Origin of the sequence: Chromobacterium sp. IRSSSOUMB001 (genome assembly GCF_023507765.1) — a bacterium.
Classification (GTDB): domain Bacteria; phylum Pseudomonadota; class Gammaproteobacteria; order Burkholderiales; family Chromobacteriaceae; genus Chromobacterium; species Chromobacterium haemolyticum.
In genome coordinates this window covers 16956-30448 of sequence record NZ_JALCYU010000011.1, presented here as the reverse complement: position 1 = coordinate 30448, position 13493 = coordinate 16956, and the positions used below count along the sequence as shown (strand labels likewise).

Annotated in this window: 14 protein-coding genes; 3 read left to right on the top strand and 11 right to left on the bottom strand. The window is 64.0% G+C overall.

What is annotated here, in order from left to right; translation table 11 throughout:
• Nucleotides 1-155: 155 nt before the first annotated feature.
• From MOV80_RS15325 to leuC, 9 genes are all read right to left on the bottom strand, one after another.
• Nucleotides 156-2456, bottom strand: a complete 2301-nt coding sequence (locus MOV80_RS15325; protein ID WP_240333864.1) for a FimV/HubP family polar landmark protein — start codon at nt 2454-2456, stop codon at nt 156-158.
• 219 nt (nt 2457-2675) lie between these two features.
• Nucleotides 2676-3686, bottom strand: coding sequence for an aspartate-semialdehyde dehydrogenase (locus MOV80_RS15320; protein ID WP_019102611.1), 1011 nt, complete (start codon nt 3684-3686; stop codon nt 2676-2678).
• 153 nt (nt 3687-3839) lie between these two features.
• Nucleotides 3840-4952, bottom strand: coding sequence for an aspartate-semialdehyde dehydrogenase (gene asd, locus MOV80_RS15315; protein ID WP_039755586.1), 1113 nt, complete (start codon nt 4950-4952; stop codon nt 3840-3842).
• Between the two features lie 181 nt (nt 4953-5133).
• Complete coding sequence (leuB, locus tag MOV80_RS15310) at nt 5134-6198, bottom strand: 3-isopropylmalate dehydrogenase (RefSeq protein WP_043592101.1); 1065 nt, start codon at nt 6196-6198, stop codon at nt 5134-5136.
• Between the two features lie 13 nt (nt 6199-6211).
• Nucleotides 6212-6523 carry a hypothetical protein gene (locus tag MOV80_RS15305; RefSeq protein WP_043592100.1) on the bottom strand — a complete coding sequence of 104 codons (312 nt, stop codon included), beginning with the start codon at nt 6521-6523 and terminating at the stop codon, nt 6212-6214.
• Nucleotides 6520-7299 carry a class I SAM-dependent methyltransferase gene (locus MOV80_RS15300; protein WP_043592099.1) on the bottom strand — a complete coding sequence of 260 codons (780 nt, stop codon included), beginning with the start codon at nt 7297-7299 and terminating at the stop codon, nt 6520-6522. Before MOV80_RS15300 ends, MOV80_RS15305 begins: the two co-directional genes overlap by 4 nt.
• A gap of 14 nt (nt 7300-7313) precedes the next feature.
• Nucleotides 7314-7952, bottom strand: a complete 639-nt coding sequence (gene leuD, locus MOV80_RS15295; protein ID WP_161523546.1) for a 3-isopropylmalate dehydratase small subunit — start codon at nt 7950-7952, stop codon at nt 7314-7316.
• A gap of 93 nt (nt 7953-8045) precedes the next feature.
• Nucleotides 8046-8183, bottom strand: coding sequence for an entericidin A/B family lipoprotein (locus MOV80_RS15290; protein WP_081544472.1), 138 nt, complete (start codon nt 8181-8183; stop codon nt 8046-8048).
• A gap of 19 nt (nt 8184-8202) precedes the next feature.
• Complete coding sequence (leuC, locus tag MOV80_RS15285; RefSeq protein ID WP_249605278.1) at nt 8203-9609, bottom strand: 3-isopropylmalate dehydratase large subunit; 1407 nt, start codon at nt 9607-9609, stop codon at nt 8203-8205.
• 170 nt (nt 9610-9779) lie between these two features.
• Here leuC and MOV80_RS15280 point away from each other — a divergent pair, with 170 nt between their 5' ends.
• Together MOV80_RS15280 and MOV80_RS15275 are read left to right on the top strand one after the other, a co-directional pair.
• Nucleotides 9780-10559, top strand: coding sequence for a helix-turn-helix transcriptional regulator (locus tag MOV80_RS15280; protein ID WP_107732390.1), 780 nt, complete (start codon nt 9780-9782; stop codon nt 10557-10559).
• A 203-nt stretch (nt 10560-10762) separates the two neighbouring features.
• Nucleotides 10763-11581, top strand: a complete 819-nt coding sequence (locus tag MOV80_RS15275; protein ID WP_107732391.1) for a hypothetical protein — start codon at nt 10763-10765, stop codon at nt 11579-11581.
• A gap of 19 nt (nt 11582-11600) precedes the next feature.
• On the opposite strand, the gene MOV80_RS15270 is transcribed toward MOV80_RS15275, so the two are convergent.
• Nucleotides 11601-12149, bottom strand: coding sequence for an ankyrin repeat domain-containing protein (locus MOV80_RS15270; RefSeq protein WP_083860691.1), 549 nt, complete (start codon nt 12147-12149; stop codon nt 11601-11603).
• Between the two features lie 351 nt (nt 12150-12500).
• Here MOV80_RS15270 and MOV80_RS15265 point away from each other — a divergent pair, with 351 nt between their 5' ends.
• Complete coding sequence (locus MOV80_RS15265) at nt 12501-12935, top strand: hypothetical protein (RefSeq protein ID WP_107732392.1); 435 nt, start codon at nt 12501-12503, stop codon at nt 12933-12935.
• A 70-nt stretch (nt 12936-13005) separates the two neighbouring features.
• On the opposite strand, the gene MOV80_RS15260 is transcribed toward MOV80_RS15265, so the two are convergent.
• The gene (locus MOV80_RS15260; protein WP_162897030.1) at nt 13006-13485 is read right to left on the bottom strand and encodes a hypothetical protein; all 480 of its coding nucleotides are present in this window, start codon (nt 13483-13485) and stop codon (nt 13006-13008) included.
• Nucleotides 13486-13493: the final 8 nt, after the last annotated feature.

Below are 13493 nucleotides of genomic sequence, written 5' to 3'. Positions count from 1 at the left end.
GGATAAATCGAGCATCCTTGCCTCATTGCATCCAGGCAATGGCCAAAAAAGCCACACATTTTCATGCCATTCGCCTCAAATCACGTAGTGGAGCCGGATCGTCAAACGGCGGGAGGAGTTGCCCCCTCCCGCCGCGCATCGCCATCGCCTCAATCTCAAGCGCTAATCGTTGCCAGCAAGGCCTCGGCTTCCGCCTTGAGCGGTCCTTGCGCCTCGGCGATCAAATCCTGCAACACTTCTTTAGCGCCGTCGCGGTCGCCCATGTCCAGGTAGACCTTAGCCAGATCCAACTTGGTGGCCAGCGGATCGTCCAACACCGACATGCCTTCGGCCTGCGCCGCCGCCGGCGCTTCCGCCTCTGCGGCCGGCGTCTCCGCCAGCATGTCTTCGTACAGGGATTCGAAACCCGCGGACGCGGCTGCTGGGGCCGCTGACGCAGCTGGCGCTTCGGCGGCGGCCGGCGTTTCCGCCGCCATGCCCTCCAGATTGAAGTCGAAGTCCAACAAATTGTTTTCCGCCGGCGCCGCGGCCGCGGGAGCCGCCTCCGGCTTGGGCTCCGCCGGCGCCGTCAGCTCCGCGTCCAGATCGAAATTAAGCAGATTGGCTTCCTCCGGCTTCTCCGCCTCTTCGGGCTGAGGCTCGGCAAAGAGCGCCGCCAGCGGATCATCCTCGGGAACCGCTGCTTCCGGCGCGGCGACGGGTTCAGGGGCGGCAGCCGGCGGCGTTGCCTCTGGCTCGCCGAACAGCTCCTTATCCAGATCGATGCCGCCCGGACTAGACACCGGCGCGGGCGCGGCTTCGATGTCCTCGCCCTCGCCGTCGGACAGATAGAGCGAGTTGGTCGGGTCTATGGAACGCCCCATCGCCGCGGCCTTGGCCCAGATCGGCCCATGGCCGTCGAAGGTGGCGTGCATTTCCCGCGCCAGCTTTTCAAAGCTGGCGACGTCAGGACGCGCCGCGTAGATCTCCATCAACTTCAGCCTCACCTCCTGGCGCGACGGGTCTTTGGCCAGCGCGTCCTTAAGGATGTCCTCGGCCTGAACGTCGCGGCCGTAGGCGATGTAGACCTCGGCTTCCGCCACCGGGTCGACCTCGGCCGCATCGATGGCGCCGGCCGCCTGGGTGAAATTGCTCATGAAGGAGTGGCCGCCGCCCACCGACGGCGGCTCCATGCCGGAAGACGCGCCGCGGCTCAAGGCGGCGCTGGTATTGTTGGCCGACAGCGACAAGGGCTTACCGCCCTTGCGCCGGCGCGCCAGCAACAGACCCAACGCGCCCAACAGGCCCAGGCCGGCCACGCCGCCGCCCACTAGCGGCAAATGATCGATCACCTTATCCAGCAACGACGGCTCCGGCGGCGGAGGCGGCATCGCCGGCTTGGCTGCGGGCTTGTGTTCCGCCGGAGCGGGTTTGGCCGCAGGAGCCGGAGCCGGCTCGCTGGCGGCGTGCGCGGGAGCGCTGGCGGCGACGGGTTCCGCCGCTATCGCGGCCGGAGCGGAACTGGGGCTGGAATTAGTCATGGGCGGCAAGGGCTTGCCCGCCTGCAGGGCCTTCAATTGCTCTTCCAGCGCGCTGATGCGCGCCTCCGCGCTCTTCAGCGCTTGCTCACGCGCCGCCACCTGCTGCTCAAGTTCGGTCAGCTTGCCGCCGCCCGGCTCGCTGGGCACCAGCTTCAGCACATCGGAACCGGCCTTGGCTTCGGCAGCCGGAGCCGCGGGCTGACTGCCTAGAATGCTGGCCACCTGAGCGGCGCTCAGGGACTTGATCTTGCGGCTGGCGGGCACTTTCAGCACCGCGCCCAGTTTGAGACGGCTGACGTCGCCGTCGACGAAGGCGTCCGGATTGGCCTGTGCCAAAGCGGCCATGGTCTGGTCCAGCGTGGCGCCGCGCGGCCGCACCTTGCCGGCCAGGCCGCGCAGGGTGGAACCGGACTTCACTTTGAGAATGCCTGGCTGCGGCCGTGCGATGGGCGCGGCGTTGCCGCGATAGCGGCTGGACAGATTGCTGTCGGCGTAACTGGGCACGTCCTGCACGATGTTGGCGGACGGAGAAGCCATCGAGTAGTTGCTGGGATCCAACAACACCGTGTATTCGCGCACCGCGCGTCCCGATGAAGTCTTGGCTTCCACCACGAAACGCAGGTAGGGATCGTTGATGGGTCCGGAAGAACTGATGCGTATCATCGCGCCGCGCGAGCTGGGCGCTACGCTGAAGCGCAGCATATTGAGCACGGTGGCGTAATCAACGTTCAAGTCCTGAAACGTATCCGCCCCGGCCAGCCCTATCCTGGCGCTCTCCAACTCCGCCGCCCTTACCCCGGTCAATTCGATATCGGCGCGGAACGGCTCGCCCAGATTGGACCTGACGTTGATTTTCCCCAGCCCTGCCCAGGCGCTGGCGGAGCAGGCCAAAGCCACCGCCAGAACACCGATTCTGATTTTTGCCTGATGTGTCACTGTCAACCTTCCGGCACGGTTTATCTTGATTTTATTTGCGCTGGCCCAGCGGGCGCAGACGGTAACTGTTGCAATCTTAGGCCCTGCCGCAGTTTTTAGCTAGATTTCATAATGACGCCGTTTGCGCGCGTTTTTCGACTCCGCCATGAAACAGGGCGGCACTCTCGCGAATGCCGCCCTCTGCCCGCGCCATGCGCGGCTTCGGCCAAACCGCTTAAATCAGATCAAACCATTCTGCTTTAACAGGGTCTCTGCGATATTCACGCAATTGAGCGCCGCGCCCGCCTTCACATTGTCGGCGGCCAGCCAGAAGCTCAGCGTCCGGCCCTTGCCGCGCAGACGGCTGACCCACACCGCTTCATTGCCGGTAGCTTCCATTGGCGTCACATAGCCGCCCAACTTGTCAGCGGCCACTACTTGCAAGCCTGCCGCAAGCAGACGCTTACGCGCTTGCTCCATGTCAAATTCATGTTCGAATGCCGCATTCACCGCCCACGCGTGGCCGAAGAACACTGGCACCCGCACGCAGGTGGCTTCCACTTGCAATTGCGGCAAGTCCAACAACCGCGTCAGTTCGCGCTCCACCGAGCGCTCTTCTTCGGAGGTGCCGTCCGCGTCCAGCGCGCCGATCTGCGGCAGCACGTTAAAAGCGATGCGCTTGTCGTAAACCCGGCTTTCTGTCTCGCGCTGGGAGAACAGCGCCGTGGTCTGATCCGCCAGCTCTTCCATTGCAGCCTGGCCGCTGCCGGACACCGATTGATAAGTGGCCACCGACACGCGCTGCAAGCCCAGCGGGCGCAGCGCCGCCAGCGCCAGCGCCAGCGGCGTCACCGTGCAATTGGGCACGGAGGCGAGCGCGGCTTCGCCGGCGTCCGCCAGCAAGGCGCCGTTGATGGAGGGAATCACCAGCGGCACACTGTCGTCCTCGCGGAAGGCGGAGCTGAAATCCACCACCGCCGCGCCAGCCGCGCGCGCTAGCGGCGCGTACTCGCGCGCCAGTTCGCTGCCGGCGGCGAAGATGGCCAGCGCCACGTTTTCGAAGGCAAAACCGTCGATCGGATGCACATCCAGTTCCAGGTTGCCATAAGCGGCGGTTTCGCCTTCCTTGTCCGCCGTGTCCACGGCAAAAACCCGGCCCACGGGCAACTGGCGCTGTGCCAGCAGTTCCAGTACCGCCTGGCCCACCAGGCCGGTGGCGCCGACTACGGCGAGCTGAATAGAGTTCGACATCGCTTTACTTTCTCAATCATTCATTGCAAACAGAATACCGCACGCAAAAAAGGGCACCTAGGTGCCCTTTTCAACTCGGCCGCCCTTCTCAAAGAGCGGCCCGGCAGTAGGAGCCCGCCAACGCGGCCCCCAGGCTGCCTCCATTCTACCCTGTCAACGCTCGATCAGGATACGCAACATGCGGCGCAGCGGCTCCGCCGCGCCCCACAGCAGTTGATCGCCAACGGTGAATGCGGACAGGTATTCGCCGCCCATCGCCATCTTGCGCAGGCGGCCCACCGGCGTGGCCAGCGTGCCGGTCACCGCCGCCGGGGTCAGCTCGGCCATCGAGGCCTCGCGGGTGTTGGGAACCACCTTGGCCCACGGATTCGCCGCGGCCAGCATGGCTTCGATCTCGTCCAAGGGCACATCGCGCTTGAGCTTGATGGTCAATGCCTGGCTGTGGCAGCGCATCGCGCCCACGCGCACGCACAAACCGTCCACCGGCACCGGATTGGCGGAGCGGCCCAGGATCTTGTTGGTTTCCACGCCGCCTTTCCATTCTTCCTTGGACTGGCCGTTGCCCAGATCCTTGTCTATCCACGGAATCAGGCTGCCGGCCAGCGGCACGCCAAAGTTCTGGCAGGGAAAATCGTCCGCGCGCAGGAAGTCCGATACTTTGCGGTCAATATCGAGAATGGCGGAAGCCGGGTCCGCCAGCAGGCCGGACACCTGGGCGTTGATCGCCCCCATGCCGGACAGCAGTTCGCGCATATTCTGCGCGCCTGCGCCGGAGGCGGCCTGGTAGGTCATGGAAGTGGCCCACTCCACCAAATCGTTCTGGAACAAGCCGCCCAAGGCCATCAGCATCAGCGACACGGTACAGTTGCCGCCGACGTAGTCCTTGACGCCGCGCGCCAGACCCTGCTCTATCACCGCTTTATTGACCGGGTCCAGGATGATGATGGCGTTGTCTTCCATGCGCAGCGCGGAAGCCGCATCCACCCAGTAGCCGTTCCAGCCGGCGGCGCGCAGCTGCGGATAGACTTCATTGGTGTAATCGCCGCCCTGGCAGGTGACGATCACATCCATGGATTTGAGTTCGGCGATGTCCTTCGCGTCTTTCAGCGCCGGGGTGTCGCGGCCGATGTCAGGGGCCTTGCCGCCCACATTGGAGGTGGTGAAGAACACCGGCTCGGCAATCACCGCAAAATCATTCTCTTCGCGCATGCGCTGCATCAGCACGGAACCCACCATGCCGCGCCAACCTACAAAACCTACTCTCACTGGGGTTTCTCCTGGTATCTGTCTGTCAAATCGTCGCGCCCGCCTATGCGGCGGGCGGCTGTAATGTTGTCACCCCATTGTGCAGCGCGATAAAGCACCAAGCAATGGGGTATTTCATTTTTATTGTATTCAAATCAGAACAGACGGTTCGCCCCGCGAAAACCGGGCGTACCGTCCGGGTTCAGAGCGCCGACACCACCGCATCTCCCATCGCCGAGCAGCTGACTTTTTCGCAACCGGCCTCGTAAATGTCCGCGGTGCGCAGACCGCGCGCCAGCACGGTCTTCACCGCGTTCTCCACCCGCTGCGCAGCGTCTTCCAGGCCGAATGTGTAGCGCAGCATCATCGCCGCGGACAGGATGGTGGCCAGCGGATTGGCCAGATTCTGGCCGGCGATGTCCGGCGCCGAACCGTGCGAGGGTTCGTACAAGCCCTTGTTGTTTTCGTCCAGCGAGGCCGACGGCAGCATGCCGATGGAACCCGTCAGCATCGAGGCCTCGTCCGACAGGATGTCGCCGAAGATATTGCCGGTCACCATCACGTCGAACTGCTTGGGATTGCGCACCAGCTGCATCGCCGCGTTGTCCACGTACATATGGGACAACTCCACCTGCGGATACTCCTTGGCCACATCTATCATCACCTCTTTCCAGAACTCGGTGGTTTCCAGCACATTGGCCTTGTCCACCGAGCACAAGCGCTTGTCGCGCTTCATCGCGATGCCGAAGGCGACATGGGCGATGCGGCGCACCTCGCCCTCGCTGTAGCGCATGGTGTTGTAGGCCTCGCGCTCGCCCAACTCGTTGACGGCGATGCCGCGCGGCTGGCCGAAGTAAATGTCGCCGGTCAGTTCCCGCACAATCATGATGTCCAGGCCGGACACCACTTCCGGCTTCAGCGTGGAGGCGTTTGCCAGCTCCGGGTACAGGATGGCCGGCCGCAGATTGGCGAACAGGTTCAAATCCTTGCGGATGGCCAGCAAGCCGCGCTCCGGCCGCAGCGGACGCTCCAGCTTGTCGTAGGCCGGGCCGCCCACCGCGCCCAGCAGCACCGCGTCTGATTCGCGGCACAGCTTCTGGGTGAATTCCGGATACGGCTGGCCAAAGGCGTCGTAGCCGGCCCCGCCCAAGGGCGCCTGCTCGGTTTCGATCGGCAGGCCGTCCTTGCGCAGCACTTCCAGCACGCGTTGCGCCTGGGCGATGATTTCCGGACCGATGCCGTCACCCGGCAGAATGGCGATTTTCATGGAGTTTTCCTTTTCAGTCTTGATGACCGCGCCGGGTCAGCCGCTCCACCAGCGCCCGCTCGCAACATTTGAATACGATATAAGCCGCCATCGCGGCATAGCCGGACGCCAGCAGTTCCAGCAACTGGCGCAGCGCGCCGTCCATCGCCGCCTGCCAGCCGGCGTCCAGCCACAGCTTGAAATTCAATTGCAACAACAGCGCCAGATTGACCGTACCGGCGCCGAACACCAGAAAGCTCAAGCCCAGCAGCACGAAGGCCCAGCAGGGATGGCGATGCAGCCAGGCCATCGCGCCGCGCCGGTCCTCGCCGCGGGCGACGCTCATCTGCCGGCCCACAGCACCATCACGTCGGAACTGAAACTGCCGTCCGCCTCGATGGCGAAGTAATCGCGCACCTCGCTACCCATCCGCTGTTGCAGCAGGCGGACGGCAGCGGCCATCTCCGGCGGCGTGCGCATGCGCGCGGTCCAGGCGTCGAAGGCCAGCCGCAGCCGCTGGCGGCGCAGGCTGTCCACTGCGAAGCCGGCCTCGGCCAGCATCGTCAGCCATTCTCCGGCGCTGTAATTGCGCACATGACTGGAGTCACGCAACACTTCCACCGCCTGCAAATGCGTGTCCAGCAGGGGCTGCCCCGGCGACATCACGTCTATCAGCGCCAGCCGGCCGCCCGGTTTCAGCACCCGCCGCGCCTCGCGCAGCGCTAGGCCAACGTCGCCCCAGTGATGGGCGGAATAGCGACTGAACACCAAGTCGAAATCGCCGTCGGCGAAGGGCAGGCGTTCCGCCGAACCCTGGCGCGTGCTCAGATTGTCCAGCCCGCGCCGGGCCGCTTCCGCCGCCACCACCTCCAACATGGCGGCCGACAGATCGTAAGCCACTACCTCCCGCGCCGCCTCCGCCACCTGGAAGCCGACATGACCAGCGCCGCAGCCCAGGTCTAGCACCCGCGCTGCGCCATGTTCCGCCGCCGCCTGGCGCAGCTCGGCGAACTCCGCGCCTTCCGCATGCACTTGGCTGCTCAAATAGGCGGCGGCCTGGCCGCCGAACTGCTGCTCCACATGCTGTTTATGCCCGTGGCCGCCCTGCTGTGGCGTGTTCACTCAACCTCCTTTGCTCAGGCGAACAGCCACGGCTGCTCGCCGCGGCGCTTGGCTTCGAAAGCCTTGATCTCGTCCGCGTGCCGCAAGGTGAGGCCAATCTCGTCCAGGCCGCCCAGCAGGCAGTGCTTGCGGTGCTCGGTAATGTCGAAGGAGAACACCTGCCCGGCCGGCGTGCTCACCGTCTGCGCCGCCAGATCCACCGTCAGCTGATAGCCTTCGGCGGCCGCGCACTCGCGGAACAGCTGATCCACCGCGTCCGCCGCCAGCACGATGGGCAGCAGGCCGTTCTTGTAGCAGTTATTGAAGAAGATATCGGCGAAACTGGGCGCGATCACCACGCGGAAGCCCTGGTCGTCCAGCGCCCACGGCGCGTGCTCGCGGCTGGAGCCGCAGCCGAAATTCTCCCGCGCCAGCAACACTTGCGCGCCTTGATAGCGCGGTTGATTGAGTACGAAGTCCGGGTTCAGCGGCCGCTTGCTGTTGTCCATGCCCGGCTCGCCGTGATCCAGATAACGCCATTCGTCGAACAGATTGGGGCCGAAGCCCGAGCGCTTGATCGATTTCAAGAACTGCTTGGGAATGATGGCGTCGGTATCCACATTGGCGCGATCCAAGGGACAGACCAAACCGGTCAGGGTGGTAAATGCTTTCATCGTCAATGCCGTTTCCGGGCGCGAACGCCCGCCTTCAATTAGAGAGTGCGCAACAGAGGCCGCCCCGGCGGACGCCGGGGGCGGACCGCCGCATCACATTTTGTTGGACACGTCCTTGGCGGCATTTTCAATCGCCTGCCCGCCCTTGGACACGTCTTGACCCACGCCCTTCACCGTATTGCAAGCGCTCAGGGTCAGCGCGGCCAGTACCAACAACAGCAGTTTTTGCATGATTCTCTCCTTGGAACGGTTACAACGAACGCACATCGACGAAATGACCGGTGACGGCGGCAGCCGCCGCCATCGCCGGACTGACCAGATGCGTACGGCCGCCCTGCCCCTGACGACCCTCGAAATTGCGGTTGGACGTGGACGCGCAGCGCTCGCCAGGCTGCAGACGGTCCGCGTTCATCGCCAGGCACATCGAGCAGCCCGGCTCGCGCCACTCGAAGCCGGCGGCCAGGAACACCTGGTCCAGCCCCTCGGCCTCCGCCTGCGCCTTCACCAGGCCGGAGCCCGGCACCACCAGCACCTGCTTCACGTTGGCGGCCTTATGGCGGCCCTTGGCCACGCTGGCGGCCTCGCGCAAATCCTCGATGCGGCTATTGGTACAGGAGCCGATGAAGACAATGTCCACCGCGATGTCGTGAATGGGAGTATTAGCCTGCAAGCCCATATAGCTGAGCGCGCGCTCAATGCCGTTTTTCTTCACCGGATCGCTTTCCCGCGCCGGGTCCGGCACCGCGCCGTCGATATCCACCACCATCTCCGGCGAAGTGCCCCAGGTCACCTGCGGCAGGATCTCCTCCGCGCGCAGCACCACTTCCGCGTCGAATACGGCGCCCGGATCGGAACGCAAAGTGCGCCAATACGCCACCGCCCGCTCCCACTGCTCGCCCTTGGGCGCGAACGGCCGGCCCTTCACATAATCGATGGTCTTCTGGTCCACCGCCACCATGCCCGAGCGCGCGCCGGCCTCGATCGCCATATTGCACAAGCTCATCCGGCCTTCCATCGACAGGCTCTCGATGGCCTCGCCGGCGAACTCGATCGCATAGCCGGTGCCGCCGGCGGTACCGATCTTGCCGATGATGGCCAGCGCCACATCCTTGCCGGTGATGCCGCGGCCCAGCTTGCCGTCCACCCGCACCAACATATTCTTGGATTTCTTCGCCACCAGGCACTGCGTGGCCATCACATGCTCCACCTCGGAGGTGCCGATGCCGTGCGCCAGCGCGGCGAAAGCGCCGTGGGTGGAGGTGTGGCTGTCGCCGCACACCACCGTCATGCCCGGCAGCGTGGCTCCCTGCTCCGGCCCCATCACATGGACGATGCCCTGGCCCTTGTCCTTGAACGGGAAATACGCCAGCGCGCCGAAGGCCTTGATATTGGCGTCCAACGTTTCCACCTGCTGGCGCGAGATCGGATCCTTGATGCCCTCGTCCCAATGATCGGTGGGCGTGTTGTGATCCGCGGTGGACACCACCGAATCCACGCGCCACAGCGGGCGGCCCGCCAGCTTCAGCCCCTCGAACGCCTGCGGGCTGGTCACCTCGTGCACCAGGTGGCGGTCAATGTACAGCAAGGCCGTGCCGTCTGCCTCCTGGCGCACCACGTGGCTGTTCCATAATTTGTCGTACAAGGTCTGTGCGGTCATGGTGTTTGCTCGAATCCGGTTATTCAACTTGAGACTGCCGCCGGCGCCGCGGGTTTCCGCGCATCGGCCACAGGACTTCGCTCCGTGGGCTTATCTTGGAACCAAACTTTCCCGGCAACAAGCCAGTTGCTTATACTAGTAGCTATACTAATACCCAGAGCCCTACGCCCATGACCGCCAGCAAAGACAGCGCGCCCTTGGGCCAATTCATCCGCGCCCACCGCGAACGGCTGAGCCCGGAACAAGCCGGCCTGCCGCCCGGCCAGCGCCGCCGCGCCAAAGGCCTGCGCCGCGAAGAAGTGGCCGCGCTGTGCGACATCAGCACCACCTGGCTGACCTGGATAGAACAGGGCCGCACCCAATCCGTGTCCGCGCCCACCCTGGCCCGGCTGGCCGAGGCCTTGCGCCTGACCGCCGCCGAGCGCGACTACCTGTTCAACCTGGCAGGCCTCAAAGACCCGGAACCGGAATGGCGCGGCCCGTCCGAACAGGCCAAGGCGCTGTTAAAGCAGGCCACCGCCCATATCGACTCCCCAGCCTACGTGCTGGACGCCGAATGGCGCGCCGTGGCCTGGAACCCGCCGGCCCAAAGGCTGTTCCGCGACTGGCTGGGCCGGCCGGACGCCAGCCGCAGCCTGCTGGACTTCATCTTCCTGGCACCGGAAGCGCGCAGCTTCATCGACCAATGGGCGGAACGCGCCGGCCGCATCGTCGCCGAGTTGCGCGCCGATCTCAGCCCGCGGCTGAATCAGCCCGCCGTGGCCGCGATGATTGCGGAGCTGGAAGCGAAAAGCCCGGAATTCCGCCAATACTGGCAACAGCAGGACGTGCAAGGCCGCGAAGGCGGCAGCCGCGTGTTCCACCACCCCAGCGCCGGCCGCATCGAGCACCAGCAAATCACCCTCAAGCTGGCCCAGGCGCCGGAGTACAAGCTGGTGATGCTGCTTTAAGATCGACATCCCAAACAAGACGAGCCAAGGCAGAAAGAGAGAGCACAGAAACCACAAAATGGGAAAGGAATGATGGCATACAGTCCAGCCATGCCGTCGACATGACCGTTTCTTTATATTGGCCGCCGCCGAGCTTGGGCACACTGCGCCGCATCCTAACCACGGCGGCGCCTGACGCCGCCTCCCTCGCTCAGGAGCGCTCAATGAAAATTTCCAGCGACATGCTCAGCCGCATTCACCCGCGCGGCTGCGCCGACCCGGACACCCCGCCGCAAACCGCGCTGGCCGCGGATATCCGCAGCGCCGTCAACAACAGCGCACGCCCGTCCGCCATCACCCGTTCAAGCCCGCACGCCGCGCCGCCGACCGAATCCGCCCGACGTTTGGTACCCGACACCCTGCAAGGCATTCTTGCGCAAGCGCAGCGCCAGTTCAGCCTGTGGCTGGCAGGCCGCCCCCAGGAAGACGCGCACAACCTGCTGCGCAACTACTACACCTCCATCGTCCACGACCATATCGACAATACCGCCGAGGCCGTGGCCCGCCAATGCCTGCCCCAAGCGCCCAGCAGCCGGCTGGCGGAACAAGCCAAGCACTACCGCGCCTTCGTCATCGACACCGCCGCCGCGCGCTTCCCCAGCCAGGCGGAGTACTTCCGCAAACAAGCCGGCCCCAGCCTGCTCAACAACCATCTCAGAGGCATCAGCACCCAAGCCGGACTCAACGACAAAGACCCCAAACACCAGGCCGCGCTGAAACAACTGGTGGAACACTGCGCCGTGCAGCTGGCCGTCCGCCTGCAGCAACTCAGTCCGCTGACCTTGCGCGATACGCTGGAACAAGCCCGCTGCGACTATCTGCGCGGCCAGGCGCCCGAGCATGCCGCGCCCCAACCGGAGCAGGACATCATCGCCCCGCTGCCGCCGGCCGAGGCCATCCTCCGACGCAACAAGGCCAACAGGCTCAAAGCCCACCGGGATTCCCGTCAGATCAACTTCAGACGGCTGACCGGCTTTAACTAAGCGCGGCTAAAAACCACGTTCACGCCCCGCCCAGCGCCCGCAGCATCGCCGGTCGCTGGGCCTTGGGCAGCTTGGCCACATAGTCCCGCGCCGACTGATCGTACTTGTCCCTGTCCTCCAGCGAGGCGCCGTGCTTGAGCAGATCAGCCACCAACTGCGGCGCGCCGCTCAACACCGCCGCCATCAACAGCGACATCTGCGAAAAGCGCGTCGACACATTCACATCCGCGCCATGCTCCAGCAGCAACTTCGCCGCCGGCGCATTGCGCGCCTCCGCCGCGTAGAACAGTGGCGTCTTGCCGTCGTAGACATCCGCGTTCACATCCGCGCCGGCTGTCAACAAGGCCGCCACCGCAGCCGCCCGGCGGCTCTGAATCGCATACACCATGGCCGAGCTGGCGCCGTTGTCCAGACCCTGGTTCAAATCGCAATGATGCTGCCGCGCATACTCGACAATCGCCTGCTCCGAACCACGCAGCACCATCTTCCAATCCTGCTCCGAGCACGCCGCCGACGCCTGCGCGCAGACCAAGATCAGCGCCAAGCCGGCCAAGCTTCTCAATCGCATGGCTCCCCTCCCAATCAGCTAAAAGCCGCCACTATAAGCGCAAGCCCGCCGCTTGACATCCCCGCGCCCTTGACCCGACCGGCCCGCGCCGCCACAATCATCCGCGTGCCGACCTACATCCGGCACTGGGACTGGAACCCCAAAAACTTCACTCTCAGCGAACGGGCCGCTTTGCGGCCCTTATTGTTCGCTGCCTGAGCACGCCCATACGGCGGGCGCAGGCTGCGGGAACGGCTTCGGCCGTGCCGAGAGGAGAGTGAATCGGTGTTCCAGTCCCGTGGTCTTGCGCCCGCCTCCCGACTGGAACCGAGAAGCGGGGACATCATGCACACTCTCATAGGAGTATTACTAATGTCCCAAGCCCTTCCCCCGCGCCGTCATTACCGGCCTAAGCCTCACGAAACCCAGGCCACGCAACTGCCCTTCGTCCGCTACCTGCCGCAACGCGGTCAGCCCCACCATTGGCAGATGCCGCCCGCCGACGACTACGTGGACGCCTGCGCCTACGGCCGCGAATGCGCCGCCCACCTGGCCCAATACCTGAAAGACAATCCGGACCGCCACAACAAGGGTCTGCTCGGCAAGATCGCCTACGACATCGACTTCCGCGACCCTCACTATGCCCGCGGCTATTGGGTGGGTTTCTTCAACTACGCGGAGCAGTTGATGGTGCTGGGCGCGCTACGCTGCGACGTCTTCCAGCACGTGGACAGCGTGCACGCGCTGCAACGCGCGCAAGTCGCCAAAACCGAGCTGGAAGGCAAGATTCCCGGCCGCAATAGCTAAGACGTAAAAAAGCGGCGCGCCGAATTAGCGCGCCGCTTTCATGGCCATAGAAGACCGCAGGTTTCAACCTCTAATAATCGATATAGCCCCAATTATCCTCGTCTATCGGCGCAGCCAGCTTTTCCGCCGGATAATTGCGCAGACCTTCCAACACTACCGGCAAATCATGGGCAATCGCCTCGTACTCGTCCCGTGGCAAATGATAGGCCGCATGATAACGCTCCAAGTCAAAATGCTCCAATATCGCCAAGGCCCAAGGATGAAAATTGATCGGCACGTGATCCCACTCTAAGGCTTTTTTGGTGATAGACAACCATGCAATCGGAAGATTCGCGTTAACTTGGCAGTAGACATCCCAAGCCTCATTCATTACCCACCAAAATATATGACTAACCTGCTCTGGCGTATAACTATGTCGCTCCGCCAACCTCCACTCAGAATCAAAAATATCATCGCAAAATTTAACTGCCGCAAGATATACAGCCTCTCTTTCAGAAAAGCCATAGACGCCTTCACCCAATAAATCATTCAAACTCGACGCAGGAAACACTTTACCTC